The sequence below is a fragment of the Streptomyces mexicanus genome, assembly GCF_902506575.1.
GTDB lineage: Bacteria > Actinomycetota > Actinomycetes > Streptomycetales > Streptomycetaceae > Streptomyces > Streptomyces mexicanus.
The window spans coordinates 527,962-551,532 of record NZ_LR732544.1 but is presented as its reverse complement, the minus strand read 5'-3'; the positions used below and the strand labels follow the sequence as shown (position 1 = coordinate 551,532).

Below are 23,571 nucleotides of genomic sequence, written 5' to 3'. Positions count from 1 at the left end.
GGACTGCTGGTCATTGATGTGTCTTCGTGCGGTAGTCAGGGTGTGCAAGTTGTTTGGCATATCGTGGACGTGTGGGAGCGCGGGGTTATCGTTCCTTTGTTTTTTTTTACGTGAGTCCGCACACCCCTAAGTCTCACCGGTAGGGGGCCGCCGGCGGCGTCAGATGTGTATAAGGGCCAGCCCCCGACCGGCCCGCCCCCGCCCCCCGCGCCGTCCTCCTCTTCGGCGGCGTCTACGGCGCCGTCGTCGCCTGCGCGATGGTCGCCGCGCTCACCCAGTACGGGCACGACTCGCCGGCGAGCCGCCGCTACGACGCCGCCTGGCTGCTGGTGACCGCGTTCGCCTCCGCCCTGGCGCACGGCTACGCCCACTACATCGCCGAGCGCGGCCCGCACCGGCGCGGTCAGGCCCTGCGCGCCCTGGCCGCCGAGTGGCCGCTCGTCGCGGCCACGCTGCCCACCGTGGTGATCCTCGCGGGGGCGGGCTGGGGCTGGTGGTCGGCGGCCGGGGTGGAGTACCCGGCGTTCGCCTTCAACATCGCGCTGCTGTTCACGCTCGGGCTGCTCTCCGCCCGCTGGGCGCGGCGCCGCTGGCCGGTGGCGCTGGCCACCGGGGCGGTGGACGCGCTGTTCGGGCTGATCGTCGTCGTGGCCAACGCGTTCATCAAGTAGCCCCCGGGCCACCCTCGGGTCCTCCCGTGCTGCCCCTCCCACCGGCCCGAGACCTGCGGGCAATCCATCAAACAAAATTGTTGACAATCTTGTTTCGCTAGATTTACGTTCGACAGGCACTCATTCAGGGAGGGCACATGCCGAACGAAGCCCGTCCGAGCAGCGGAGAGCAGGCCAAGCAGCTGGCCCTCACGCGGCTGCGGCAGGCGATCCTGCACGGCGAGATGGCGCCGGCCCAGCGGCTGGTGGAGAACGAACTCGCCGAGCAGTTCGGCGTGACGCGGGCCAGCATCCGCGCGGCGCTGATCGATCTGGAGGCACAGGGCCTGGTCGAGCGGATCCGCAACCGCGGTTCGCGGGTCCGGGTGGTGTCCGTGGAGGAAGCGGTCGCCATCACCGAGTGCCGCATGGCCCTCGAAGGGCTGTGCGCGGCCAAGGCGGCCGTCGCGGTGAGCGACGAGCAGCTGGCCGAACTCACCGACCTGGGCGCGGCGATGCAGAAGGCCGTGGCCGACGGCGAGCCGGTCACCTACTCGGAGCTGAACCACGAACTGCACGCCCGGATCCGGGAGTTCTCCGGCCAGCGGACGGCCGTGGAGCTGCTGGAGCGGCTCAACGCCCAACTGGTGCGCCACCGCTTCCAGTTGGCGCTCAGGCCGGGACGCCCGCAGCAGTCCCTGAAGGAGCACCTGGCGATGATCGAGGCGATCAGGGCCAGGGACCCGCAGGCGGCCGAGGAGGCCGTCCGCGCCCACCTCACCAGCGTGATCGACGCGTTGCGCGACTGACGGCCGCCGGGCCGGGCCCTCGCCCGGCCGGCACGCCGTACGCCGGGGCGGTGGGCGGACACCTGTCCAACAAGGAGAGAGCAGCAATGACCCACGCCGGCACGCCCCCCACCCCACGATCGACACTCGTCGTCACCGCACACGCCGGGGACTTCGTGTGGCGCGCGGGCGGCGCGATCGCGCTGGCCGCCTCGCGCGGGGAGAAGGTGACCATCGCGTGCCTGACCTTCGGCGAGCGCGGCGAGTCCGCCAAGGCCTGGCGCGCGGGGAAGACGCTGGAGGAGATCAAGGCGATCCGCCGCGAGGAGGCGGAGCAGGCAGCCGCCACCCTCGGCGCGCAGGTCCGCTTCTTCGACGCCGGCGACTACCCCCTCGTCGCCACCGCCGAACTGACCGATCGGCTCGTGGCCGTCTACCGCGAGACCCAGCCCGACGTCGTCCTCACCCACCCCGTGGAGGACCCGTACAACGGCGACCACCCGGCCGCCCACCGCATGGCGCTCCAGGCACGTGTGCTCGCGCAGGCCATCGGATACCCGGGGCCGGGCGAGATCATAGGCGCCCCGCCGGTGTTCTACTTCGAGCCGCACCAGCCGGAGATGAGCGGCTTCAAGCCCGAGGTGCTGCTCGACATCACCGAGGTGTGGGAGACCAAGCGCAAGGCGATGGAATGCCTGGCCGCGCAGCAGCACCTGTGGGACTACTACACCGACCTGGCCGTGCGCCGAGGTGTGCAGCTCAAGCGGAACGCCGGCCCCAACCTCGGTCTGCCGCACAAGACCATGGCCGAGGCCTACATGCGTCCCTACCCGCAGGTCACCAAGGAGCTGGCATGAGCGGCGTGATCGTCACGGGCCCGCCGAAGGCCGACGCCGAGGACGTCGAGGCGCTCGCCGGATTCGGTGTCGCCACCGTGCACGAGGCCATGGGCCGCACCGGGCTGCTCCCGGCACACCTGCGCCCGATCCAGCAGGGCACCCGGGTCGCCGGCACCGCGGTCACCGTGCTGTCCTGGCCGGGCGACAACCTCATGATCCACGCGGCGGTCGAGCAGTGCGGCGAGGGCGACCTGCTGGTCGTCGCCACCACCTCGCCGTCCACGGACGGCATGTTCGGCGAGCTGTTCGCCACCGCGCTCCAGCAGCGGGGTGTGCGCGGCCTGGTCATCGACGCCGGCATCCGCGACACCCAGGAGCTGCGCGACCTCGGTTTCCCCGCCTGGTCGGCGGCGGTGTGCGCGCAGGGCACCGTGAAGGCGACCGGCGGCTCGGTCAACGTGCCGGTGGCCATCGGCGGGCAGGTGATCCGCCCCGGTGACGTCATCCTCGCCGACGACGACGGCGTGGTCGTGGTCCCCCGCCGCAAGGCGCGTCAGGCCGCCGAGGCCGCCCAGGCCCGCGAGGCCAAGGAGGCCGCCACCCGGGCCGCGTTCCTCCAGGGCCAGCTGGGCCTGGACCGCTACGGTCTGCGGGACAAGCTCGACCGGTTGGGCGTCACGTACACCTCCTACGAGGACTACGTCCGGGACTCCTGCGAGGACCACGCCCGGGACGGAGCCGGGTCATGACCGCAGCCGAGGAGGTCCGCTGCATGCTGATGCGCGGCGGCACCTCCAAGGGCGCCTACTTCCTGGCCGAGGACCTGCCCGCGGACCCGGCCGCGCGGGACGAGCTGCTGCTGCGCGTCATGGGCAGCCCCGACGCGCGCCAGATCGACGGGCTGGGCGGCGCACACCCGCTCACCAGCAAGGTCGCCGTGGTCTCCGCCTCCGCCGACCCCGAGGCGGACGTCGACTACCTGTTCCTCCAGGTGGCCGTGGACCGCGCCGAGGTGACGGACCGGCAGAACTGCGGCAACATCCTCGCCGGGGTCGGCCCGTTCGCCGTGGAGCGCGGGCTCGTGCCGCCCACCGGCGCGCGGACCTCCGTACGGATCCGCATGCGCAACACCGGGGAATACGCGATCGCCACCTTCCCCACCCCGCAGGGGCGCGTGGAGTACGCCGGCGACGCGGAGATCTCCGGGGTGCCGGGCACCGCCGCGCCCGTCCTGATCGAGTTCCCGGCGTCCGGCAGGCCGCTGCTGCCCACCGGGAACGTGCGCGACACCGTCACCGGGGTGGAGGTGACATGTGTGGACAACGGCATGCCGACCGTGCTGATCCCGGCGCAGTCCCTGAAGGTCACCGGCTACGAGAGTCCCCGGGACCTGGAGGAGGACCTGGCCCTCGCCGACCGGCTGCGCGAGATCCGGCTGGCCGCCGGGCCCCTGATGGGCCTCGGCGACGTCGAGTCCGCCACCGTCCCCAAACTCACCCTGCTCGCCCCGCCGACGGGCGGCGGCGCCGTGATGACCCGCACCTTCATCCCGGTGCGCTGCCACACGTCCATCGGCGTGCTCGGCGCGGCGAGCGTCGCCGCCGGCCCGCCGGCTGCCGCCCGCGTCCCCCGGGGCACCGCCCCCCCCCCCGCCCCCTTCCGCGCGCGCCTCCCACCCCCCCCCCGAGTCCCCGCCCTTGTAGCTGACCCGGGCGTGGGTGGCGCGCGAGGCGTCCTGCATGCCCTGCCAGACGTCGGCGGCCGGGGCGCCGATGATGCCGTCCTTGCCCGTGAGCAGGCAGGCGTCGGTCTCGGTGTAGTGGCGGGGGGGGGGGGGGGGGGGGGGGGGGCGCGGCGCCCGGGGGGGGGGGGGGGCGCGGGGGGGGGGGGGCCCGGGGGGGGGCGGCGGGGGGGGGGCGGGGGGGCCCCCCCCCCCCCCCCCCGGGGGGGGGGGGGGGGGGGGGGGGGGGGGGGGGGGGTGGCGCCCCGCCGGGGCCCCCCGCCACACCGTCCAGCTCTCCCTGAGCGGGCGCACGGCCAGGCCGTCGTAGCGCATGAGGAGCAGGGCGATGTCGTCGGCGCGGCGTACGTCGCTGAGCAGGGCGTCGGCGACCAGGCCCAGATGGCCGGGGTCGGTCGCGGCCAGGCCGCGGGCGAAACGGTCCAGGCCGGTGTCGAGGTCGGTGTCGGGCGACTCCACCAGGCCGTCGGTGGTCAGGGCGAGCACGGTGCCGGGCTGGAAACGCAGCGGGGTCATCGGGAAGTCGGCCTCGGCGAGGACACCGAGCGGCGGCCCGCCCTCGGCCTCGGCGATCTCCACCCGGCCGTCCGGATGGCGCAGCACCGGCGGCAGGTGCCCGGCGCGCACGCACCAGGCGGCGCCGGCCTCGATGTCGACGTCGACGTAGGCGCAGGTGGCGAACAGGTCGGTCTCCATCTCCAGCAGCAGCCGGTTGGCGTGCGAGACCACCACGTCCGGGGGGTGGCCCTCGGTGGCGTAGGCGCGCAGCGCGGTGCGCATCTGGCCCATCAGGGTGGCGGCCGCCGCGCTGTGGCCCTGGACGTCGCCGATGACGAGGGCGACGTGCTGGTCGGGCAGCGGGATGACGTCGTACCAGTCGCCGCCGACCTCCAGTCCGGCCGTGGCGGGCAGGTAGCGGGCGACGGCCTCGGCGCCGGGCAGCCGCGGCAGCCGGCCCGGCAGCAGGGTGCGCTGGAGCATGCCGACGAGTTCGTGCTCGGCGTCGAAGGCGTGGGCGCGCGCCAGGGCCTGCCCGGCCAGGCCGGCCGTCGCGGTCAGCAGGGCCCGCTCGTCGGGGGCGAACTCGTGCGGGCTGTCCCAGCCGATCAGGCAGGCCCCGGCCATGCGACCGCCGGCGGGCAGCGGCAGCACCGCGAGGCCGCCGGGGCCGACGTCGGCCAGGGCGGGTTCCAGGACGGTGCCGGCGGGCCAGATCTGGGGGCGGCCCTCCCGCAGCGCGGCGGCCAGCGTGGGCATGGTCCGCACGGGCGCATCCGGCCACTCGGTGCGCCACTGCAGGCGCCACAGGTCGGGCCAGGACTCCGGTTCGGGCGGGTCGAGGACGAGGACGACGAGCCGGTCGTTCTCCAGTTCCGCCAGGGCGATCCGGTCGGCCCGCAGCGGTTCGCGCAGCGCGGCGACCACCGCCTGGCTGACGTCGCGGACGGTGCCCGCGGTGGCCAGCGCGGCGGCCAGCCGCTGGACGCGGGCCACGTCGGTGACGCCGGGGCGCAGCGTGGAGGCGTCGGCGACGGTGCCGACCAGGCGGGCCGGGCCGCTCTCGCCGCCGGGCACCATCCGGCCGCGCAGCCGCAGCCACCGCGGCGGGCCGTCGGGCTGCAGGATGCGGAACTCCAGTTCCCGCTCGCCGATGGACATGTGATCGGCCTCGACCACGGACATCAGCGCCGGCAGGTCCTCCGGCACGGTCAGCGACAGCAGCGTCTCGACCTTGCCGTCGAAGTCGGCCCGGCCGATGCCGAACAGCTCCAGGATGGCGTCGCCGACCTCGATGCGGCCGGTGTCCATGGCGAGGCGGAACGCGTCCGGCGGCAGCTCCTCGCCGTGCGCGTCCGCGGCGGGCACGGGGCAGGTGACGGCCTCGGCGATCAGTTCCAGGCAGGCCCGGTCCTCGGAGCCGAAGCCGCCCGGGCTCTCGGTCACGGCGAGCAGGCAGCCGCTCTCCCCGCCGTCCAGCGGCAGCGCGGCCACCGAGAGGTCCGTGGCGGGCATCCGCCGGGCCTCGGCGCGGTCGGCGAGGTCCTCGGGTCCCAGCCACACCGAGCGCCGGCCGCGGCAGGCGTCGGCGAGCGGGGACCGGCCGGTCAGCGGGTAGCCGTCGCGCAGCCCGAGCAGGGTCCTCGGCACGCCCACGCACTCCGTCAGGCACAGTGTCCCGCCGCTGCGTTCGAGGGCGTACACGCCGACGAAGGCGGCGCCCGCGAAGACCAGGGCCTGCTCCAGCATCCGGCGCAGGCGCTCGGGCCCGGCCGGGGCGGCGGTGAGCGTGGCCAGGGCGAGTCCGGCACGCGAAGTCCGCGTTCTGCGTGCCGTAGCGCTCTCACCGACCACGTTGGCCATTACAGCGCCTATCGACCCCGTGCGCAGCCCCTGTGACGGTTCCGTGTGCATCCGGCGCACTCCCAAACGGTGCGCCCCCACGCGGCGCCCCCCTCGCCGTGCGCCTCCACGCGCCGCGCCACCCCTCACGGTGGGCCCCTTCACCGGGTGCGCCCCCTCACGGTGCGCCGCCCGCGCCTGCCGCCGCGCGCGCCGTGCTCGCCGTGCGCGGCGGACCGCCAGGAGGGAGCCTGGTCTCCCGGGGCCGTCGCACCGCGGTGCGGGTGGGAGGAGGTGACCGGTGTGTCCGAGGGACCCAGGTCCCGACCGTCACCGACGACCAGGAATCGGCCGGTCGTCCGCCCGCTGCTGTCCCTGGCGCTGGCCGCGATGCTCGACGAGGTCCACGCGCACTCGGGCGCGGTCTACCTGCTCGCGCCCGACCAGCCGGTGCTGGAGATGGCGGTCATGGCGGGCATGCCCCGGGCGTTCGCCGCGCCGTGGGAGCGGGTCGGGCTGAGCGCACCGGTCCCGGTGGCGCAGGCGGTGCGGGAGCGGCGACTGGTCTGGGTCGGCGGCGAGGAGGAGATGGCCCGCCGTTTCCCGCGGGTCGCCGTGGTCCTGCCGTATCCCTTCGCGCTGGCCGCGCTGCCGCTGGCGACGGCCTCGACCGCCTACGGCGCGGTGTTCGTGACCTGGCCCGACGCGCATCCGCCGGTGCTGTCGGACTGGGAGCGCGAGCAGCTGACCGCGGCCTGCGACCGGCTCTCCCGGCGCCTGGAGCGGGCCGCGGCCGAGCGCAGGCCGGTGCTGCCGGAGCCGGATCTGCTCGCCGCGCCGCCGGCCGGCGGTACGGCCGGCGTGCCCGGCTCCGTGGAGGCGGCCCGCATGGCGCAGCGCCTGCCCTACGGGCTGGCCTCGCTCGACCTGCACGGCCGGATCTCCTTCGCGAACACGGCCGCCGCCGACCTGCTCGGCCTGCCGGTCACCGAACTGCTCGGCGCCCGGCTGTGGGCGTCGGTGCCGTGGCTGAACGACCCGGTGTACGAGGACCGGTACCGGGCCGCGCTGCTCAGCCAGCAGGTGACGTCGTTCGTGGCGCTGCGCCCGCCCGGGGACTGGCTGTCGTTCCGGATGTACCCGGACACCACCGGGCTGAGTGTGCGGATCAGCCGGGCGCGGGCCGTCACGGAGCTGGGCCGCGCCGCGCCCGCCCCCGGCACCGGGCAGCGCACACCGAGCCTGGTGACCATCTCGCACGTGCTGAGCCTGGCCGGGGCGCTGACCGAGGCGGTGGGGGTGCGGGAGGTGGTGCAGCTGGTCACGGACGAGATCGTCCCGGCCGTCGGCAGCCAGGCCCTGATGATCCTCGGTTCGCACTCGGGGCGGCTGCACGTGCTCGGACATTCCGGCTACCGCGACGCCGCGGCCGTCGAGGACCTCCACGGCACGCCGCTGACCGCACCCATGCCCAGTGCGCGGGTGCTGTCCACCGGAGTGCCGGCCTTCTTCTCCTCCCGGCAGGAGCTGGAGCGGCTCTACCCGCACACGCATCCGGTCTGGGAGGACTTCCGGGCCTGGGCGTTCCTGCCGCTCATCGCGTCCGGGCGCCCGGTGGGCACCTGTGTGCTCGCCTACCGGCAGCCGCACCCCTTCGCCGCGGACGAGCGGGCCGTCCTGACGAGTCTGGGCGGGCTGATCGCGCAGGCGCTGGAGCGGCCCCGGCTCTACGACGCCAAGCACCGGCTGGCGCACGGACTGCAGCAGGCGCTGCTGCCCCGGTCGCTGCCGCGGCTGCCGGGCCTGGAGGCGGCGGCACGCTATCTGCCGGCCCCCCAGGGCATGGACACCGGCGGCGACTTCTACGACCTGGTGCCGCCCCGGCCCACGCCGACCGCCGTGATCGGCGACGTCCAGGGGCACAACGTCACCGCCGCCGGGCTGATGGGGCAGGTGCGCACGGCCATCCGCGCCTACACGGCGGTCGGCCAGGAGCCGCAGGAGGTCATGCGCAGCACCAACGGCCTGCTGCTGGACCTGGACGTCGAACTGTTCGCCAGCTGCCTGTACCTGCGGCTCGATGCGGCCGGCGGGTGTGCCGTGATGTCCCGGGCGGGGCATCCGCCGCCGCTGCTGCGCAGGCCGGACGGGCGGGTACGGGTGCTCGACCTGGCCGGGGGCCCGCTGCTGGGCATCGACCCGGCGGCCACGTATCCGACCGCCCACGTCGACCTGGCCCCCGGCTCGGTGCTGGTCCTGTACACCGACGGGCTCGTCGAGTCGCCCGGCGTGGACATCGAGAACGCGCTCGCCGAGCTGGGGCAGCAGCTCGGCCGCGCCCGTGACCTGCCGCTGCCCCGGCTGGCCGACCTGCTGGTGGGCAACAGCGTGGCCGCGCGGGAGCGGATCGACGACGTGGCGGTGCTGCTGCTGCGCGCGAGCGGCGACTGACGCGGCCGGCGTCCCCGCCCGGGAAAGCCGGAGCAAGCCGGGGGAAACGGACCGGTCCGGCCCTCCCGCAGGAGGGCCGGACCGCCCCACCGACCGGCGGGAACCGCGGGTGACGCCGGTCGGGGGCTGGAGGTGAGGGTGAGCGTGGCGCTGGGACCAGGGGCGTCCCCGCGCCGGCCGACAGCCGGTCAGGTCCTGCGCTGCGGACGCCCGGTGCGCCCGGCGCACGGAGCCGTACCGACGCGCGACGGACCGCCGGCCTGGGTCGCGGACCCGGCGCCGGTGGGTCTGGAGCACGCGCCCCGGCCGCCGGATCTGGGGTCACGGACCCGCGCCCCGGCCTGCGTCACGGCCCCTCGCCGCCGGCCCGGTCACCGCCCCTCGCTCGTCACCGCCCCTCGCTCGTCACCGCCCTCATTCGTCACCGCCACCAGCCCCGAGCGCCCTCCGCCCGGTCATCCCCGCTGCTCCACTCACCTGTACCGAGGGTCGCGCCCGTGGCCCGCAGGGCCGCCGGTACCGGCTGGAAGAAGGTCTCGCCGCCCTGGGCGCAGTCGCCGCTGCCGCCGGAGGTGAGGCCGACCGCGCCGCCGTCCGCGGTGAACAGGGGGCCGCCGCTGTCACCGGGCTCGGCGCAGACGTCCGTCCGGATCAGCCCGGTGACGGTGTCGACGCCGCCGGGGTCCGTCTCGCTCTGGAAGTTGACCGTGGCGTCCAGGCCGGTGACGGTGCCGTCGTGCAGCCCGGTGGTGCTGCCCATGCGGAAGACCCGCGCGCCGACGGTGGCGTCGGCGGCCCGCGTGATCGGTACCGTCCGTCCGCTCCCGACGGCGACCTCGCTGGGTGCCTGCGCGGCGGGGTCGTCGTACTTCACCAGGGAGAAGTCGTTGCCGGGGAAGGTGGCCCGGTCCACCGTGGCGACCGGCTGCCCGTTCGGCGCGTCGGACCACCGGCGGGCGGCGACACCGCAGTGCCCGGCGGTCAGGAAGGCGGGGCTGCCGTCGCTCGCGGTGACGTTGAAGCCGAGAGAGCAGCGCACGCCGCCGTCCCGGGCGCGCGCGAAGACGGCGTCGCCGCCCGCGGCGAAGACCCGGAAGGTGCCGGCGGACCGCTTCAGGGTGGCCGTGCCCGGGCCGAGGTGCCGCACGGTGGACGCCAGCCGGTCCCAGCGGGCGCCGGTGACGGTGCGGTCGGCGGTGACCACCACCTTGTTGCTGCGCGGGTCGACGGCCCAGGAGGTGCCGGGGACGCTCGCCTCGGCCCGCAGGGTGCGCGCGGCCGACCGCAGGTCGGCGGCGCTGTTGCCGACCTCGCGGACGGTCGCGCCCGCCTGTCGCACCCGGGCCGCGGTCCGGGCGTCGGCCCCGCGCACCACGTCGACGACCAGGCGCCGGGTGGCGGCGTCGTAGTAGGAGCCCGCGAAGTCCTCGCCCAGGGCGTCGGCGAGCCGCGCGGCGAGGCCGGGGGCGTCCGCCGCGCGCAGGGTCCTCGGGGTGGCGGTGTCCGCGGTGCCGCTCTGCGCGGCGTCGGCGTGCGGCAGCAGCAGCACCGCCGCGCCCAGTGCGACCACGCTGCCCGCCGCGATCGCGGCCTTGCGCTTCACCACGCGCTGGTGACTCAACCTTCTCGACCTCCCGGGTCCGGGGACGAAGACCTGTGCCGCCGTCAGGCGACCGATGACGACAACCTGTGCCGCCGTCAGGCGGCCGATGACGACAACCTGTGCCGCCGTCGGGCGGCGGATGACGTGGACCTGTGCCACCGTCAGGCGGCGTAGTGCGGGCGTCCGGACGGCCGTTGGTACGCACGGCGCGCCCGGTGTGTTCACCTCCGGGCGTCGCATCACCGCGTGGCCACAGGGACTCCATGGACACGCTCAGCGAGCACGCGGCGACGGTGCGTCGACGAACCGCCGCGGACACAGAGCGGAATCCCGGCTTCAGCGAATCTGCACAGCGACCACCCAACGGGCTCACCGCCCACCGCGGATCTGCACAACCGCGCGGTCACCAACGCGCCATTGGCGCTAAGTGCCCGGTTCGCCACCGCGTCGGCAAGGCAGTGGACGCGTACATGCCGTGCGGCATGTGAAGAAGTGACCGACAACTCGTGCCCAGGTGTGCACGGACGGAGCCCGTTCATGGACAAGTTGCCTGGTGAGGGGCCTGGTTGAGTGGAAGCCGCGGGCTGCGGCGTGCTTTCATCCATCGCACCGCGGGACCACAAACGCTCGGGCGACCGGCGTCAGGAACCCGCGGCCGCGGCTCTCCCGCCGGTTCGGCAAGGGCCGTACCCCCCCTTTTGAAATCCCCATAGGAAGGGAAGTTCCATCATGAACTCCACCCCCCAGGTTGAGACCGTCGAGATCTCCGACGCCGAGCTCGACAACGTCTCCGGCGGCCTGTCCGTGAACGCTCTGGGCACCGTCACCGGCCTGGTGGACGGCATCGCCCCGGTGACCGGCCTGGTCAACGGCGTCGTCAACACCGTCGAGGGTGTGACCGGCCTGAACACCGCCCCGGTCACCAACCTGGTCGCCGGTCTCTGAGCGCATCGCTCCCCGTGAGTCCCGGAGCCGTACGCCGGCTCCGGGACTTCCGGATGCCCTGAAGCGGATGCGACCCCGACGTGCCGGGGTCGGCTCCGCCGTCCTGAAACAGTTCTTTCGCAGGTGAGGGAAGTTCCGTTGCAGTTCCGCCAGCAGGCCCTCGCCAAGCTCAACTCCCCCGAGGAGCTGGACCTTCCGGTCCGGCTCGCCCGCCCGCAGGGCTGGCTGGTGCTGTGTGTCACCCTCGTCGCGGTGGCCGCCGCGTGCGTGTGGGCCGTGACCGGGTCGGTGGCCTCCACCGTCACCGCTCAGGCCGTCCTGACCCACGGGCAGGGCAGTTACGTCCTGCAGAGCCCGGTCGCCGGCCAGGTCACCGCGGTCCTCGCCGAGCAGGGTCAGCTGCTGCCCGCGAACGCGCCCGTCATCAAAGTGCGCACCGGCCAGGGCGATTCGGTCGTCCGGACCGTCGCCGCGGGCCGGATCACCGCGCTCGCCGCCACCATCGGGCAGATCATCTCCACCGGCGCGAACGTGGCCGCCGTGGAGAAGGTCGCCCACACCTCCGACCCGCTGTACGCGACCGTGTACGTCCCGGCCCAGAAGGCCGCCGGCATCCCGGCGGGCGCCGCCGTGGACCTGACCGTCTCCTCCGTGCCGGCGGAGCGCTACGGCGTGCTGCGCGGCCATGTGAAGTCGGTGGACCGGACCGCGCAGTCGGCCCAGCAGATCGCCGCCTACCTCGGGGACAGCCAGCTGGGCGAGCAGTTCACCAAGGACGGGCGCCCGGTCGCCGTCCTGGTGCGGCTGGACACCTCCCGGGCGACGAAGAGCGGCTACCACTGGTCGACGGCACACGGCCCGCCGTTCCGGCTGGACTCCATGACCCCGGCCACGGCCTCGATCCGCCTGGCCGACCAGCACCCCGTCGATTGGCTGCTGCCATGACCACCGCGCAGGAGCCGCGTATGACCACCGAGCAGGACACCCGCGCATGACCACCACCCAGGACACCCGCGGCCGCCGTCGCGCCGCCCCGCCCCGGCGCCCGGCACGTCCGGCACGGGCCCCCAAGGGGCGCCGGACCGTACGCACGCCCACGGTGCTGCAGATGGAGGCCGTGGAGTGCGGCGCCGCCTCGCTGGCCATGGTGCTCGGCCACTACGGCCGGCACGTTCCGCTGGAGGAGCTGCGCATCGCCTGCGGTGTCTCCCGGGACGGCTCACGGGCCAGCAACCTGCTGAAGGCGGCCCGCGGTTACGGGCTGACCGCCAAGGGCATGCAGATGGACACCGCCGCCCTCGCCGAGGTGCAGGCGCCGGCCATCCTGTTCTGGGAGTTCAACCACTACGTCGTCTACGACGGGATGGGCCGGCGCCTGGGCCGGCGCGGGGTGTACGTCAACGACCCGGGCAAGGGCCGCCGTTTCGTGCCCATGGAGGAGTTCGACACCTCCTTCACCGGTGTGGTGCTGGTGCTGGAGCCGGGCGAGGACTTCATCCGGGGCGGGCGCCGGCCGGGCAGCCTGGGCGCGCTGCCGGCCCGGCTGCGCGGCACCGCGGGCGCGCTGCCCGCCGCGGTGCTGGCGAGCCTGCTGCTGGTGGCGGTCGGCGCGGCCGTACCGGCGCTGAGCCGCACCTACATCGACACGTATCTCATCGGCGGGCAGACCTCGCTGCTGGGTGTGCTGTTCGCGTCCATGGGCGCGTGTGTGCTGCTGACGATCGTGCTGACCTGGCTGCAGCAGGCCAACCTGCTGCACGGCCGCATCGTGTCCTCCACGCTGGGCGGCGCCCGCTTCCTGCGGCATCTGCTGCGGCTTCCGGTGACGTTCTTCGCCCAGCGCAGTCCGGCCGACCTGGTGCAGCGGCTGCAGTCCAACGACCAGGTGGCCGAGACGCTGGCCCGCGACGTGGCGGCGGCCGGCGTGGACGCGGTGGTCGTGGTGCTGTACGCGGTGCTGCTGTACACCTACGATCCGCAGCTCACGTTCGTCGGGATCGGCGTCGCGCTGCTCAACGTGGTGGCGATGCGGGTGGTGGTGCGGCTGCGGGCGACGCGGACGGCGAAGCTGCGCGCGGACACCGCGCGGCTGACCAACACCGCCTACACCGGGCTGCAGCTGATCGAGACGATGAAGGCGACCGGCGGCGAGGACGGCTACTTCCGCACCTGGGCCGGGCAGCACGCCACCACCCTGGAGGAGCAGCAGCGGCTCGGGGTGCCGGGCGCCTGGCTGGGGGTGGTGGCGCCGACGCTGGCCACGTTCAACAGCGCGCTGATCCTGTGGATCGGCGGGATGCGCGCGGTCGAGGGGCACATCTCGGTGGGTCTGCTGGTGGCCTTCCAGTCGCTGGTGGCCCGGTTCACCGCGCCGCTGACCCGGCTCAACGGCGTCGCGGGCCGTATCCAGGACTTCGCGGCGGACGTGGCCCGGCTCAAGGACGTGGAGAGCTTCCGCACCGACCCGCTCTACGCGCGGCCCGGCGCCGGCGACTCCACGCGGCGCCTGCGCGGTCACGTCGAGCTGGAGAACATCAGCTTCGGCTACAGCCCGCTGGACAAGCCGCTGCTGACCGGGTTCGACCTGACGGTGGGTCCGGGACAGCAGGTGGCGCTGGTGGGTGGCTCGGGCAGCGGCAAGTCGACGGTGTCGCGGCTCATCTCCGGGCTCTACACCCCCTGGGAGGGTGTGATCCGCATCGACGGGCAGCGGCTGGAGGACATCCCCCGGGGCGCGCTGGCCGCCTCCGTGTCGTTCGTCGACCAGGAGGTGTTCCTGTTCGAGGGCACGGTCCGCGACAACGTGGCGCTGTGGGATCCCTCGATCCCGGACGACGCGGTGGTGGAGGCGTTGCGCGATGCCGCCCTGTACGACGTGGTGATGCGCCGCCCCGGCGGCATCCACAGCCGGGTCGAGCAGGACGGCCGGAACTTCTCCGGCGGGCAGCGCCAGCGCCTGGAGATCGCCCGCGCCCTGGTGCGCCGGCCGAGCGTGCTCGTGCTGGACGAGGTGACCAGCGCCCTGGACGCCGAGACGGAGCAGGTCGTCATGGACAACCTGCGGCGGCGCGGCTGCGCGTGCGTGGTGATCGCGCACCGGCTGTCCACCGTGCGCGACAGCGACGAGATCGTGGTGCTGCAGCACGGCACGGTCGTCGAGCGCGGCCGGCACGAGGAGCTGCTCGCGCGCGGCGGTGCGTACGCGGCGCTGGTCAGGGAGCGGTGAGATGACGACCGTGGAAGACGGCGACCTGGTCCTGACCGCGCTGGCGTCGGTGGGCACCCCGGTGGACTGCGCGGGCCTGAACCGGCTCGACCTGGAGGGTCCGCAGGTGCTGTGGCTGGTCGCGGCGGGCGCGGTGGACCTGTTCGCGGTGGACGCGGCCGAGCAGGGCCACTGGCACCACCTGGGCCGGTTGCAGGCCGGCTCGCTGCTGCTCGGGCCGGTCGCCGGCCCCCGGCACACGCTGGTGGCGCGTCCGCTGCGCGACTGCGTGGTGCACCGCATCGGGCTGCGCGAGCTGTACCAGCCGGCGACCACCCAGACCTGGTCCTACGACGAGTTCGGCAACCCGCAGTACGTGCCGCCCGCGACGAGCCCGCTGGAGCACGCCCTGGCGCTCGGGGTGGGCCGCAGCATGTCCGTGCTCTTCCAGGCGCCCACGGCCGAGGACCGCAGCACCCCGCCCACCGACGACGACGTGTTCTGGATGCAGGTGCCCCCGGGCAGCGTGCAGTACGGGGCGCTGTACGGCGCCGAGGCGGCCGGTGACCTGCTGATGGACCCGGCGGTCTGGCAGGGCATGGTCGACCAGCAGTACCGGCTGCTGACCGCGCTGGACCGGTGGATCGAGGAGCTGGAGCGCACCCACGAGACCCGGGCGGCGGCCGGCATCAAGGCCGGCGAGGCGGTCCGCGCGCAGGCCGACCGGACCCTGCTGGCCTCCATCGGGCGTTCCTCGGCCCGGCGCGCCACGGCCGCCGACGCCGACGCCACGTACGCGGCCTGCGAGCTGGTCGCCCGCGCGGCCGGGATCACCCTGGCGGCGCCGCCGCAGACCGGCACCGAGAGCGACCGGCTCGACGCGGTGGAGCGGATCGCGCTGGCCTCCCGGGTGCGCACCCGGGCCGTACGCCTGCGGGGGCGCTGGTGGCGGGAGAACACGGGCCCGATGGTGGGCCGGCGGGCCCTGTCGGGGGCGCCGGTGGCCCTGCTGTGGCGGCGCGGCGGCTACGTCGCCGTGCACCCGGCCACCGGACGCGAGACACCGGTGGAGAAGGCGAACGCCGAGGAGTTCGAGGACCGGGCGGTGATGTTCTACCGTCCGCTGCCCGACCGCCCCCTCGGCCGGCTCGGCCTGCTCCGCTTCAGCCTGCGCGGCAGCACGAGGGACCTGGTGAACCTGCTGGTCGCGGGGCTGGTGACGGTGGCGATCGGGGCGCTGGTGCCGATCGCGACGGGCAAGGTGCTCGGCCAGTACGTGCCCAAGGCGCAGACGGGGCCGATCACGCAGGTGTGTCTGGCGGTGATGGTCAGCGGCGTGGTCGCGGCGGCCTTCATGCTGCTGGAGAACCTGACCGTGCTGCGCCTGGAGGGCCGGATCGAGGCGACGCTGCAACCGGCCGTGTGGGACCGGCTGCTGCGGCTGCCGACGACGTTCTTCACCCGGCGCTCCACCGGCGAGCTGGCCAGCGCCGCCATGGGCATCAGCGCGATCCGCAGGCTGCTGGCGGGGGTCGGCCCGGTCGTCGCCCAGTCGGTGACCGTGGGGACGATGAACCTGGTGCTGCTGTTCTGGTACAGCGCCTCGATGGCGCTGGCGGCGATCGGCATGCTGGTGGTGATCGCGACGGTGTTCCTGGGGCTCGGGCTGTGGCAGGTGCGGTGGCAGCGCCGTCTGGTGGTGCTCACCAACAAGCTGAACAACCAGGCCTTCCAGACCCTGCGCGGGCTGCCCAAACTGCGGGTGGCGGCCGCGGAGAACTACGCGTACGCGGCCTGGGCCGAGCAGTTCGCGCGCAGCCGCGAGCTGCAGCAGAAGGTGGGCCGGATCAAGAACCTCACCTCGGTGCTGGGCGCGGTGTACCTGCCGGTGTGCACGCTGGTGATGTTCATGCTGCTGGCCGGTCCGGCGCGCGGCTCGATGTCGGCGGCGGCCTTCCTGACGTTCAACACCTCGGTGACGATGCTGCTGACCTCGGTGACGCAGCTGACCGGCGCGTTCGTCTCGGCGGTGGCGGCGCTGCCGCTGTTCGAGGAGATCCGGCCGGTGCTGGACGCCGCGCCGGAGGTGCGCACGGGCAGCACCCGGCCCGGTCCGCTGTCGGGCGCGATCGAGGCGCGCCGGCTGTCGTTCCGGTACGCCGACGACGGGCCGCTGGTCCTGGACGACGTGTCGTTCCAGGTGCGCCCGGGCGAGTTCGTGGCGATCGTCGGCCCGAGCGGCTGCGGCAAGTCCACACTGCTGCGCCTGCTGATCGGCTTCGACCGGCCGCTGTCCGGGAGCGTGCTCTACGACGGCCAGGACCTGGCGGCCCTCGACCAGTCGGCGGGGCGCCGGCAGTGCGGGGTGGTGCTGCAGCACGCCCAGCCGTTCACCGGCTCCATCCTGGACGTCATCCGCGGCACTGAGCCGTGCTCCCCGGAGGAGGCCATGGCGGCGGCGGAGATGGCGGGGCTGGCGGAGGACATCAAGCGCATGCCGATGGGCCTGCACACCATCGTCTCCGGCGGCTCGGCGATCTCCGGCGGCCAGCGGCAGCGCCTGATGATCGCCCAAGCGCTGGTGCGGCGGCCGCGGATCCTGTTCTTCGACGAGGCGACCAGCGCCCTGGACAACGACACCCAGCGCACGGTCATCGACAGCACCCGCAAGCTCAACGCCACGCGGATCGTCATCGCGCACCGCCTGTCGACGGTGCTGGACGCCGACCGGGTGATCGTGATGGAGGAGGGGCGGATCACCCAGCAGGGCGCGCCCGCCGACCTCCTGGCGGACACCGGCGGCCGGCTGCACGAGCTGGTGCGGCGTCAGCTGACCTGAGCGCGGGCCACGGACCCGGCGGGAGGCGTGATCGGCGCGCCGCCGGGTACCCACGGGCCCGTGCGCGCCGGTCCGCGCCGGCCGGTGCGGACCGCTGGGACGAGACAGGCGCAGGAGAACGAGGTGAGGCACGTGACCGAGAACGACGGCAAGCGGAAGGGCCGCCCGGACACGGCGGCCGGCGAGGTGCTGCACGAGATCGAGAAGGCCGAGACCGACGTCGCCGACGCCCGGGAGCGGCGCCACCGCGGCGAGGCCGCCGAGGCGATCACGCCGAACCCCGGCGCCCAGCGGGACGCCGAGGAGGACGCCCGGGACGACTGAGCCCGCGGATCACCGAGGATGGCCGGCGGGCGTGCGGGTACCCGCACGCCATGACCGACGACGACCGCCGAGGACCCGCACTGCCGTCCGCCCGCGGGCCGCTGTCCGCCGCCGTCACGGCGTATCTGCGCGGCACCGGCCCGCTGCCCGCCGCCGAGGACGCCGCCGACGCCCCGCCGTACGGCGACGACCTGCAGCTCGCCCTGTACGTGTGCTACGAGCTGCACTACCGCGGCTTTTCCGGAGTGCCCGCCGCACGCGAGTGGGACCCGGACCTGCTGCGGGTCAGGGCCGCGCTGGAGCGGCGCTTCCTGGCCGCGCTGCGCGCCGACACACCCGTCCACGACAGTCTCGACGACGCGCTCGGCGCGCTGCTGGTGGAGCCGGTGCACGGCACGGGTGTGTCGCACTGGCTGCGGGACCAGGGCGAGCTGTGGCACCTGCGCGAGTACGCCGCCCAGCGCTCCCTGTACCACCTGAAGGAGGCCGACCCGCACGCCTGGGTGCTGCCCCGGCTGTGGGGCCGGGCCAAGGCGGCGATGGCGGCGGTGGAGTTCGACGAGTTCGGCGGCGGCCGGGGCGAGCGCGTCCACGCCCGGCTGTTCGCCGACCTGATGAACGACCTGGGCCTGGACACCTCCTACGGCCGCTACCTGGACGCTGCCTGCCCCGAGGCCCTGGCCGTGGTGAACATGATGTCGCTGTTCGGCCTGCACCGGGCGTTGCGCGGGGCGCTGGTGGGCCACTTCGCCGCCGTGGAGATCACCTCCTCGCCCGGGTCGCGGCGGCTGGCCGAGGCGATGCGGCGCACCGGGGCGGGTGCGGCCGCCGAGTTCTTCTACGACGAGCACGTCGAGGCCGACGCGGTGCACGAGCAGGTGGTGCGCCACGAGGTGATCGCCGGGCTGCTGGAGGAGGAGCCGGACCTGGCGGCGGACGTGGCCTTCGGCATCGACGCCACGGGGCACCTGGAGGACCGTCTCGGCGAGCGGCTGCTGGACGCCTGGCGCGCCGGCCGCTCCTCGCTGCGTGCCCCGCTCGCGGCGCGCGAGACCGCGCCGGCCCCGGTGCCCTGAGCACCGCGCCTCGCCCCACCCCATATCTCGCGGGATCGGGGGTACCTGCGGGATGTGAGTGAACTGCTGCTTCCGGGTGTGTACGCCCCGCAGGACGACACCGCACTGCTGGCCCAGGTGCTGGCGGGCGAGCCGGTCCGGGCGGGCGCGCAGGTGCTCGACGTGGGCACCGGCAGCGGCGCACTGGCACTGGCCGCCGCGCGGCGCGGTGCCGAGGTGACCGCCGTGGACGTGTCCTGGCGGGCGGTGTGGACCACCCGCCTCAACGCCTGGCGCAAGCGGGCCGCCGTGCGCGCCGTGCGGGGAAACCTCTTCGATCCGGTGCGCGGGCGGTCGTTCGACCTGATCCTGGCCAACCCGCCGTACGTTCCCGCGCCCGGCACCGGCTCCGCACACGGCAGGTCCCGCGCGTGGGACGCCGGATGCGACGGGCGCCACGTGCTGGACCGGATCTGCCTGCAGGCGCCCGCGCTGCTGCGCCCCGGCGGTGTGCTGCTCGTGGTGCATTCCGTGCTCAGCGGCCCCGACCGCACCCTGGACCTGCTGCGCGAGGCCGGCCTGAAGGCCGCCGTGGTGCGGCGCCGGTGGATCGGCTTCGGGCCCGTGCTGCGCGCCCGGCAGGAGTGGCTGCGCGAGCGGGGGCTGCTGGCCCCTACCGACGACAAGGAAGAGCTGGTGGTCATCCGTGCCGAACGCCCCCTGTGACCCGCCGGGCAGCGCCCGTCCCGACGCACCCCGCCGGGTGCGGGTGCAGCGCCTCGGCCCGATCCTCGTCGACGGGCCGGTCGAGGTGGAGCTCGAGGACGGCACCACGGTCCGCTCCGACCGGTTCCGCGTGGCGCTGTGCACCTGCCGTCGCAGCCGGCGCTACCCGTGGTGCGACACCAGCCACCGCCGACGGGTCCAGGACCCTCCGTCCTGAGCTGATGCAGGGGCCGGCGGGCGGCCCCACTCCGCCCGCCGGCCCCTGGTGCGGGATCGCCGCCGTTCCCGTGCCGGGCCCCGCACTCCCCAGCTGCGGGACCGGTGCCGTGGCGCGCGGGAACCGCGCGATCCCGGTCTGTCAGAACGCGAAGACGCTCGTCGCGGACGCGTTCTTCACGCACTCGTTGGCGAAGGTGCGCTCGTAGGAGACGCGCTTGCCCTGCCAGACGCCCTCGGCGGTCACCACCACGGGGCGGTACTCCTTGGTGCACAGCACGTCGTCCGGTGCCGACAGGGCCGCGAAGTCGCCGTCGGCGGCGCGCAGCCGCGCGCACGCCTCGGCCGCGGCCGGATGGGTGCCGGAGGCCGCCGGGGCGCAGGTCAGGGTGACGGCACGCTCCGGGGTGGTGGTGGCCGCCCGGTCGCCGTGGCCGACGGTGAGCACCAGGGCCGAGGGCGCGTACAGGGAGGCGGGTGCGACCGAGGGAGCGGCGAGGGCGGATCCGGTGAGGGGTCCGCAGACGGCGGTGGCCGTCAGGCCGAGGGTCGCTGTCCAGCGCGCGGTGGTCCGCATCGTGTGCTTCCTTCCGCAGGTTCGATGAGAGAGCGCCGGCCCCGGCACGGTCGGTGCCGGGCGGCGAGCGGGAGTCTGCCGACTCCGCCGCGGAAACTCACATCGGACCCACTGCTTTCAGTAACCTTGCGTATTGAATCAGTGGCGCGAAGTCACGGAATTCGAACGTTCCCGCCGCGCAACCACGGGCCCGCGGATCACCGGATCCGGCCGGATGGCTCGTTTTCCACCGCTCGGCAATCGGCCTGAAACATTCCGCGTCCCCGCGGGCCGAGGCGTCCGTACTCACCAGTATGGTCGGGGCAGCACACGACCGGTGAGCGGCGGGAGGGACCTGCATGGGACGGCACTGGGCGGACTTCCAGTACGAGATCTACCTGAACGGGACGACGGGTGCGGTGCCCCGGCTGCCCACGGACCTGTCCCGGCTGGAGGAGCTGACCGAGCAGCGGCTCGGCCCCGGTCCGGTGGGCTATGTGGCGGGCAGCGCGGGCAACGGCAGCACGGCGCGCGCCAACCGGGCGGCGCTGGAGCGCCGCAGGATCGTCCCGCGCATGTTGCGGGACGTGCACGAGCGCGACCTGTCCGTCGAGGTGCTGGGCCGCGCGCTGCCCGCGCCGCTGGCGCTGGCGCCGGTCGGCGTGCTGTCGATCCTGCATCCGGACGCGGAGTGTGCCGCCGCGCGGGCGGCGGCGGCGCAGGGGGTGCCGTACATCCTGTCGTCGGCCTCCAGCACGCCGATGGAGCAGGTCGCCGAGGCCATGGGTGAGGCCGAGCGCTGGTTCCAGCTGTACTGGGCCAAGGACCGGGAGGTGACCCGCAGTTTCCTGCGGCGGGCGAAGGCGGCGGGGTTCACCGTCCTCGTGGTCACCCTGGACACGCCGCTGCTGGCCTGGCGGCCCCGCGACCTGGACCAGGCGTATCTGCCGTTCCTGCACGGGGTGGGCACCGCCAACTACTTCACCGACCCGGCCTTCCGGGCCGGGCTGGCCAAGCCGGTGGACGAGGACCCGAACGCGGCGGTGCTGCACTTCGTCGGCATGTTCGCCGACCCCGGCAAGACCTGGCCGGACCTGGCGTTCCTGCGGGAGCACTGGGACGGCCCGATCGTCCTGAAGGGCGTGCTGCACCCGGACGACGCGCGTCTGGCCGCCGAGGCGGGGATGGACGGCGTGGTGGTCTCCAACCACGGTGGCCGGCAGGTGGCCGGGGCCGTCGCCGCCGCCGACGCGCTGCCGGGGGTCGTGGAGGCGGTCGGCGACCGGCTGACCGTCCTGTTCGACAGCGGGGTGCGCACCGGAGACGACGTGTTCAAGGCGCTCGCCCTGGGCGCGCGGGCGGTGCTGCTGGGCCGGCCGTACGCCTACGGTCTGGGCCTGGACGGCCAGGCGGGCGTCGAGCACGTGATCCGCTGCCTGCTCGCGGAGTTCGACCTGACCCTGGCGCTGGCGGGCCACGCCACCCCGGCCACGGTGGGCCCCGGCGATCTCGTGGCCGACCCGGCCTGACCGGTGCGGACGTGCCGTGGCCGACCCCCGTGCGCCCTCCCGCGCGGGAGCCGGCCCGGGCGGCTCAGGTGAGGGTCTCCGGCGGTCCGGACGGCCGGTGGGTCTCCGGCTGGGCGGGCGGCCGGCCCGGCCGCGTGCCGGCTCCGGCGATCGACAGCGGGGCCGGGGAGGCGGCGTCGGTCGCCCACTGCTGGGCGGTGGAGCGGTCGCGGACCTTGGTGACGACGGCGGCGTCCGGCGCGGCCGTGGTGAAGGTGAGGGCGAGGCGTTCGTCCCAGCGGGGCAGCAACTCGCCGCGCACGGTGAGGTCGTAGCGCACGTCCGGGCCGCGCCGGGTGCCCCCGCCCGCGCAGGTGCCCAGGACGACCACCCCGGCATCCGCGTGCGAGTCCAGGCAGAGCCCCGGGTCGGCGCTGCTGCGCAGCAGTCCGTCGGCCTCCAGCGTCCACTGCTGGGTCGGCGCCGCCGAGCAGGCCGCGAGCCGGGCGTCCGCGCCGGGCCCCGGCTCGCCCCGGATGTCCAGGCACAGGCCGGTGGCGACGTTGCGCAGCCGGGCCAGGCCGGGGCCGGGCGGCGGCGCCGGGGTGCCGGACCGCGCCGGGGCGGGCGTCGAGGGACGGCCGGCCCCGGGGACCGTGGCGGGCGTGCCCGAGGCGCCGGGGGAGGCGGCGGGGGCGGGGGCCCCGCCGCCGGACGGCCACAGGGCGACGCCGAGCAGGGTGGCCAGCAGCCCGGCAAGGACCAGCCCGGCGGCCGTGCGCGCGGCCTGCTCCGGACGGCCGGGCGGCGGGACACGGGAGAACGGGAAGCGGCAGAACAGGACGCGGGAGTACGGGATCCGGGACAGCGGCCCGAGTCCGGGGGCACTGCGCCGGCCGCCGTGCCGGGCGGCGCGGCGGCGCCGGAGGGCCGGGCCGGCCGTGCCCGTGGCCCGCCGCGCGCGGCCGGGGCGGGAGTCCAGGTAGCGGCGGGCGCCCCAGCCGAGCACCGCCTCGGCGAGAAGCGTGCCCACCTCCCGCTCGGCCGAGCGGAGTTGACCGGCGGCGTCCCGGCAGTAGCGGCACGCGGCGAGGTGCCGGCGTATGTCCGGCGGCAGGGGGCCGCCGCGCCGGGTGACGAGGTCGAGCAGGCGGTTGTGGAACCGGCAGTCGTCGCTGGGCGCGAGATCCCGGTGGGCGCGCACGCAGCCCTCGCGGAACCGCTCGCGGGCCTGCTCCAGGGCGAGCAGGGCGGTGTCCAGGTCCATGCCGAGCAGTCCGGCGGGAACGGCCGGCGGCTCGGCCTCGACCTCGGTGTGCCACAGCAGGCAGCGGGCCACGGGCGACAACTGGGCGAAGGCGCGCCGGGCGAGCCTGCGGTGGTCCGGGGCCGGAAGGGCCGCCGTCCGCAGGCCGCGGCCGCCGGCGGGTTTGCGCAGCTCGGGCAGGTCGGCCGCGATCTGCTCGTCGGACGCCCACTGCCGGACGGTGTCCCGCACGGCGACCAGCAGCCGGGGGCGCAGGGCCACGCCCGGCTCGCCGAGGGCGAGGCGGTCCAGGACCTGGTGGAAGGCGGCCGTGGTGACCAGGGAGGAGATCTCGGCCGTGGAGGCGAGACAGATCGTGGCGTAGGTGTGGACGGGGTGCCAGTGCCGGGTGATCAGCCGGGCGGCGCAGCGGGCGGCCTCGGCGTCCGTGGTGCCGCCGAGCCGTGCGGCCAGCGACTCGTCGGACTCCTCCGGTGCCGCGCCGGGCGGCGGGACGGAAGGTCGCGGGGGGTGGGGGG

16 protein-coding genes and 3 pseudogenes are annotated in these 23,571 nt (G+C 74.9%); 15 read left to right on the top strand and 4 right to left on the bottom strand.

What is annotated here, in order from left to right:
* Nucleotides 1–206 precede the first annotated feature (206 nt).
* The 5 genes and pseudogenes from GV126_RS02535 to GV126_RS02515 all read left to right on the top strand — a co-directional run.
* Nucleotides 207–671, top strand: a pseudogene (locus GV126_RS02535) (hypothetical protein); the annotation flags it as partial.
* 137 nt (nucleotides 672–808) lie between these two features.
* Entirely contained in the window at nucleotides 809–1,459 is a 651-nt protein-coding gene (locus GV126_RS02530; protein WP_159662284.1) for a GntR family transcriptional regulator, read from the top strand.
* Nucleotides 1,460–1,545: 86 nt separating this feature from the next.
* Nucleotides 1,546–2,295 (top strand): PIG-L deacetylase family protein, encoded by a 750-nt coding sequence (locus GV126_RS02525; RefSeq protein WP_159662282.1) that lies wholly within the window; start codon nucleotides 1,546–1,548, stop codon nucleotides 2,293–2,295.
* Entirely contained in the window at nucleotides 2,292–3,026 is a 735-nt protein-coding gene (locus tag GV126_RS02520; RefSeq protein WP_159662280.1) for a 4-carboxy-4-hydroxy-2-oxoadipate aldolase/oxaloacetate decarboxylase, read from the top strand. Before GV126_RS02525 ends, GV126_RS02520 begins: the two co-directional genes overlap by 4 nt.
* A pseudogene (locus GV126_RS02515) lies at nucleotides 3,023–3,887 on the top strand (PrpF domain-containing protein); the annotation flags it as partial. The gene GV126_RS02520 and the pseudogene GV126_RS02515, both read left to right, overlap by 4 nt.
* Before the next feature lie 368 nt (nucleotides 3,888–4,255).
* On the opposite strand, the pseudogene GV126_RS02510 reads toward GV126_RS02515, so the two are convergent.
* A pseudogene (locus GV126_RS02510) lies at nucleotides 4,256–6,379 on the bottom strand (SpoIIE family protein phosphatase); the annotation flags it as partial.
* A gap of 273 nt (nucleotides 6,380–6,652) precedes the next feature.
* On the opposite strand from GV126_RS02510, the gene GV126_RS02505 reads away from it, so the two are divergent.
* Nucleotides 6,653–8,809: a SpoIIE family protein phosphatase gene (locus GV126_RS02505; RefSeq protein WP_438947824.1), complete on the top strand. Its 2,157-nt coding sequence runs from the start codon at nucleotides 6,653–6,655 to the stop codon at nucleotides 8,807–8,809.
* A gap of 421 nt (nucleotides 8,810–9,230) precedes the next feature.
* On the opposite strand, the gene GV126_RS02500 is transcribed toward GV126_RS02505, so the two are convergent.
* On the bottom strand, nucleotides 9,231–10,415 hold the full coding sequence (locus GV126_RS02500; protein WP_159662278.1) for a S1 family peptidase: 1,185 nt from the start codon (nucleotides 10,413–10,415) through the stop codon (nucleotides 9,231–9,233).
* A gap of 726 nt (nucleotides 10,416–11,141) precedes the next feature.
* Between GV126_RS02500 and GV126_RS02495 the strand changes: the two genes are divergently transcribed.
* The 8 genes from GV126_RS02495 to GV126_RS02460 all read left to right on the top strand — a co-directional run bounded on the left by GV126_RS02495 (nucleotide 11,142) and on the right by GV126_RS02460 (nucleotide 19,723).
* Nucleotides 11,142–11,357, top strand: coding sequence for a type A2 lantipeptide (locus GV126_RS02495; protein WP_159662276.1), 216 nt, complete (start codon nucleotides 11,142–11,144; stop codon nucleotides 11,355–11,357).
* 138 nt (nucleotides 11,358–11,495) lie between these two features.
* Nucleotides 11,496–12,302, top strand: a complete 807-nt coding sequence (locus tag GV126_RS02490; protein ID WP_159662274.1) for an HlyD family efflux transporter periplasmic adaptor subunit — start codon at nucleotides 11,496–11,498, stop codon at nucleotides 12,300–12,302.
* A 46-nt stretch (nucleotides 12,303–12,348) separates the two neighbouring features.
* Nucleotides 12,349–14,583, top strand: coding sequence for an NHLP family bacteriocin export ABC transporter peptidase/permease/ATPase subunit (locus tag GV126_RS02485; protein ID WP_159662272.1), 2,235 nt, complete (start codon nucleotides 12,349–12,351; stop codon nucleotides 14,581–14,583).
* A gap of 1 nt (nucleotide 14,584) precedes the next feature.
* Nucleotides 14,585–17,401 (top strand): NHLP bacteriocin export ABC transporter permease/ATPase subunit, encoded by a 2,817-nt coding sequence (locus GV126_RS02480; RefSeq protein WP_159662270.1) that lies wholly within the window; start codon nucleotides 14,585–14,587, stop codon nucleotides 17,399–17,401.
* Nucleotides 17,402–17,533: 132 nt separating this feature from the next.
* Nucleotides 17,534–17,725 (top strand): hypothetical protein, encoded by a 192-nt coding sequence (locus tag GV126_RS02475; RefSeq protein WP_159662268.1) that lies wholly within the window; start codon nucleotides 17,534–17,536, stop codon nucleotides 17,723–17,725.
* A gap of 50 nt (nucleotides 17,726–17,775) precedes the next feature.
* A complete protein-coding gene (locus GV126_RS02470; protein WP_159662266.1) occupies nucleotides 17,776–18,801 on the top strand; it encodes an iron-containing redox enzyme family protein in 1,026 nt (341 codons plus the stop codon).
* 54 nt (nucleotides 18,802–18,855) lie between these two features.
* Nucleotides 18,856–19,506 (top strand): HemK2/MTQ2 family protein methyltransferase, encoded by a 651-nt coding sequence (locus GV126_RS02465; RefSeq protein WP_236569847.1) that lies wholly within the window; start codon nucleotides 18,856–18,858, stop codon nucleotides 19,504–19,506.
* Nucleotides 19,487–19,723: a CDGSH iron-sulfur domain-containing protein gene (locus tag GV126_RS02460; RefSeq protein WP_159662264.1), complete on the top strand. Its 237-nt coding sequence runs from the start codon at nucleotides 19,487–19,489 to the stop codon at nucleotides 19,721–19,723. Before GV126_RS02465 ends, GV126_RS02460 begins: the two co-directional genes overlap by 20 nt.
* A gap of 141 nt (nucleotides 19,724–19,864) precedes the next feature.
* Here the strand turns inward: GV126_RS02460 and GV126_RS02455 are convergent, their stop codons facing one another.
* A complete protein-coding gene (locus tag GV126_RS02455) occupies nucleotides 19,865–20,299 on the bottom strand; it encodes a protease inhibitor (protein ID WP_159662262.1) in 435 nt (144 codons plus the stop codon).
* A 338-nt stretch (nucleotides 20,300–20,637) separates the two neighbouring features.
* Here GV126_RS02455 and GV126_RS02450 point away from each other — a divergent pair, with 338 nt between their 5' ends.
* Nucleotides 20,638–21,807: a lactate 2-monooxygenase gene (locus tag GV126_RS02450; protein ID WP_159662260.1), complete on the top strand. Its 1,170-nt coding sequence runs from the start codon at nucleotides 20,638–20,640 to the stop codon at nucleotides 21,805–21,807.
* Between the two features lie 64 nt (nucleotides 21,808–21,871).
* Here GV126_RS02450 and GV126_RS02445 read toward each other — a convergent pair.
* Nucleotides 21,872–23,571, bottom strand: a 1,700-nt coding sequence (locus tag GV126_RS02445) for an RICIN domain-containing protein (protein WP_159662258.1), incomplete at its 5' end; no start/stop codon positions are given.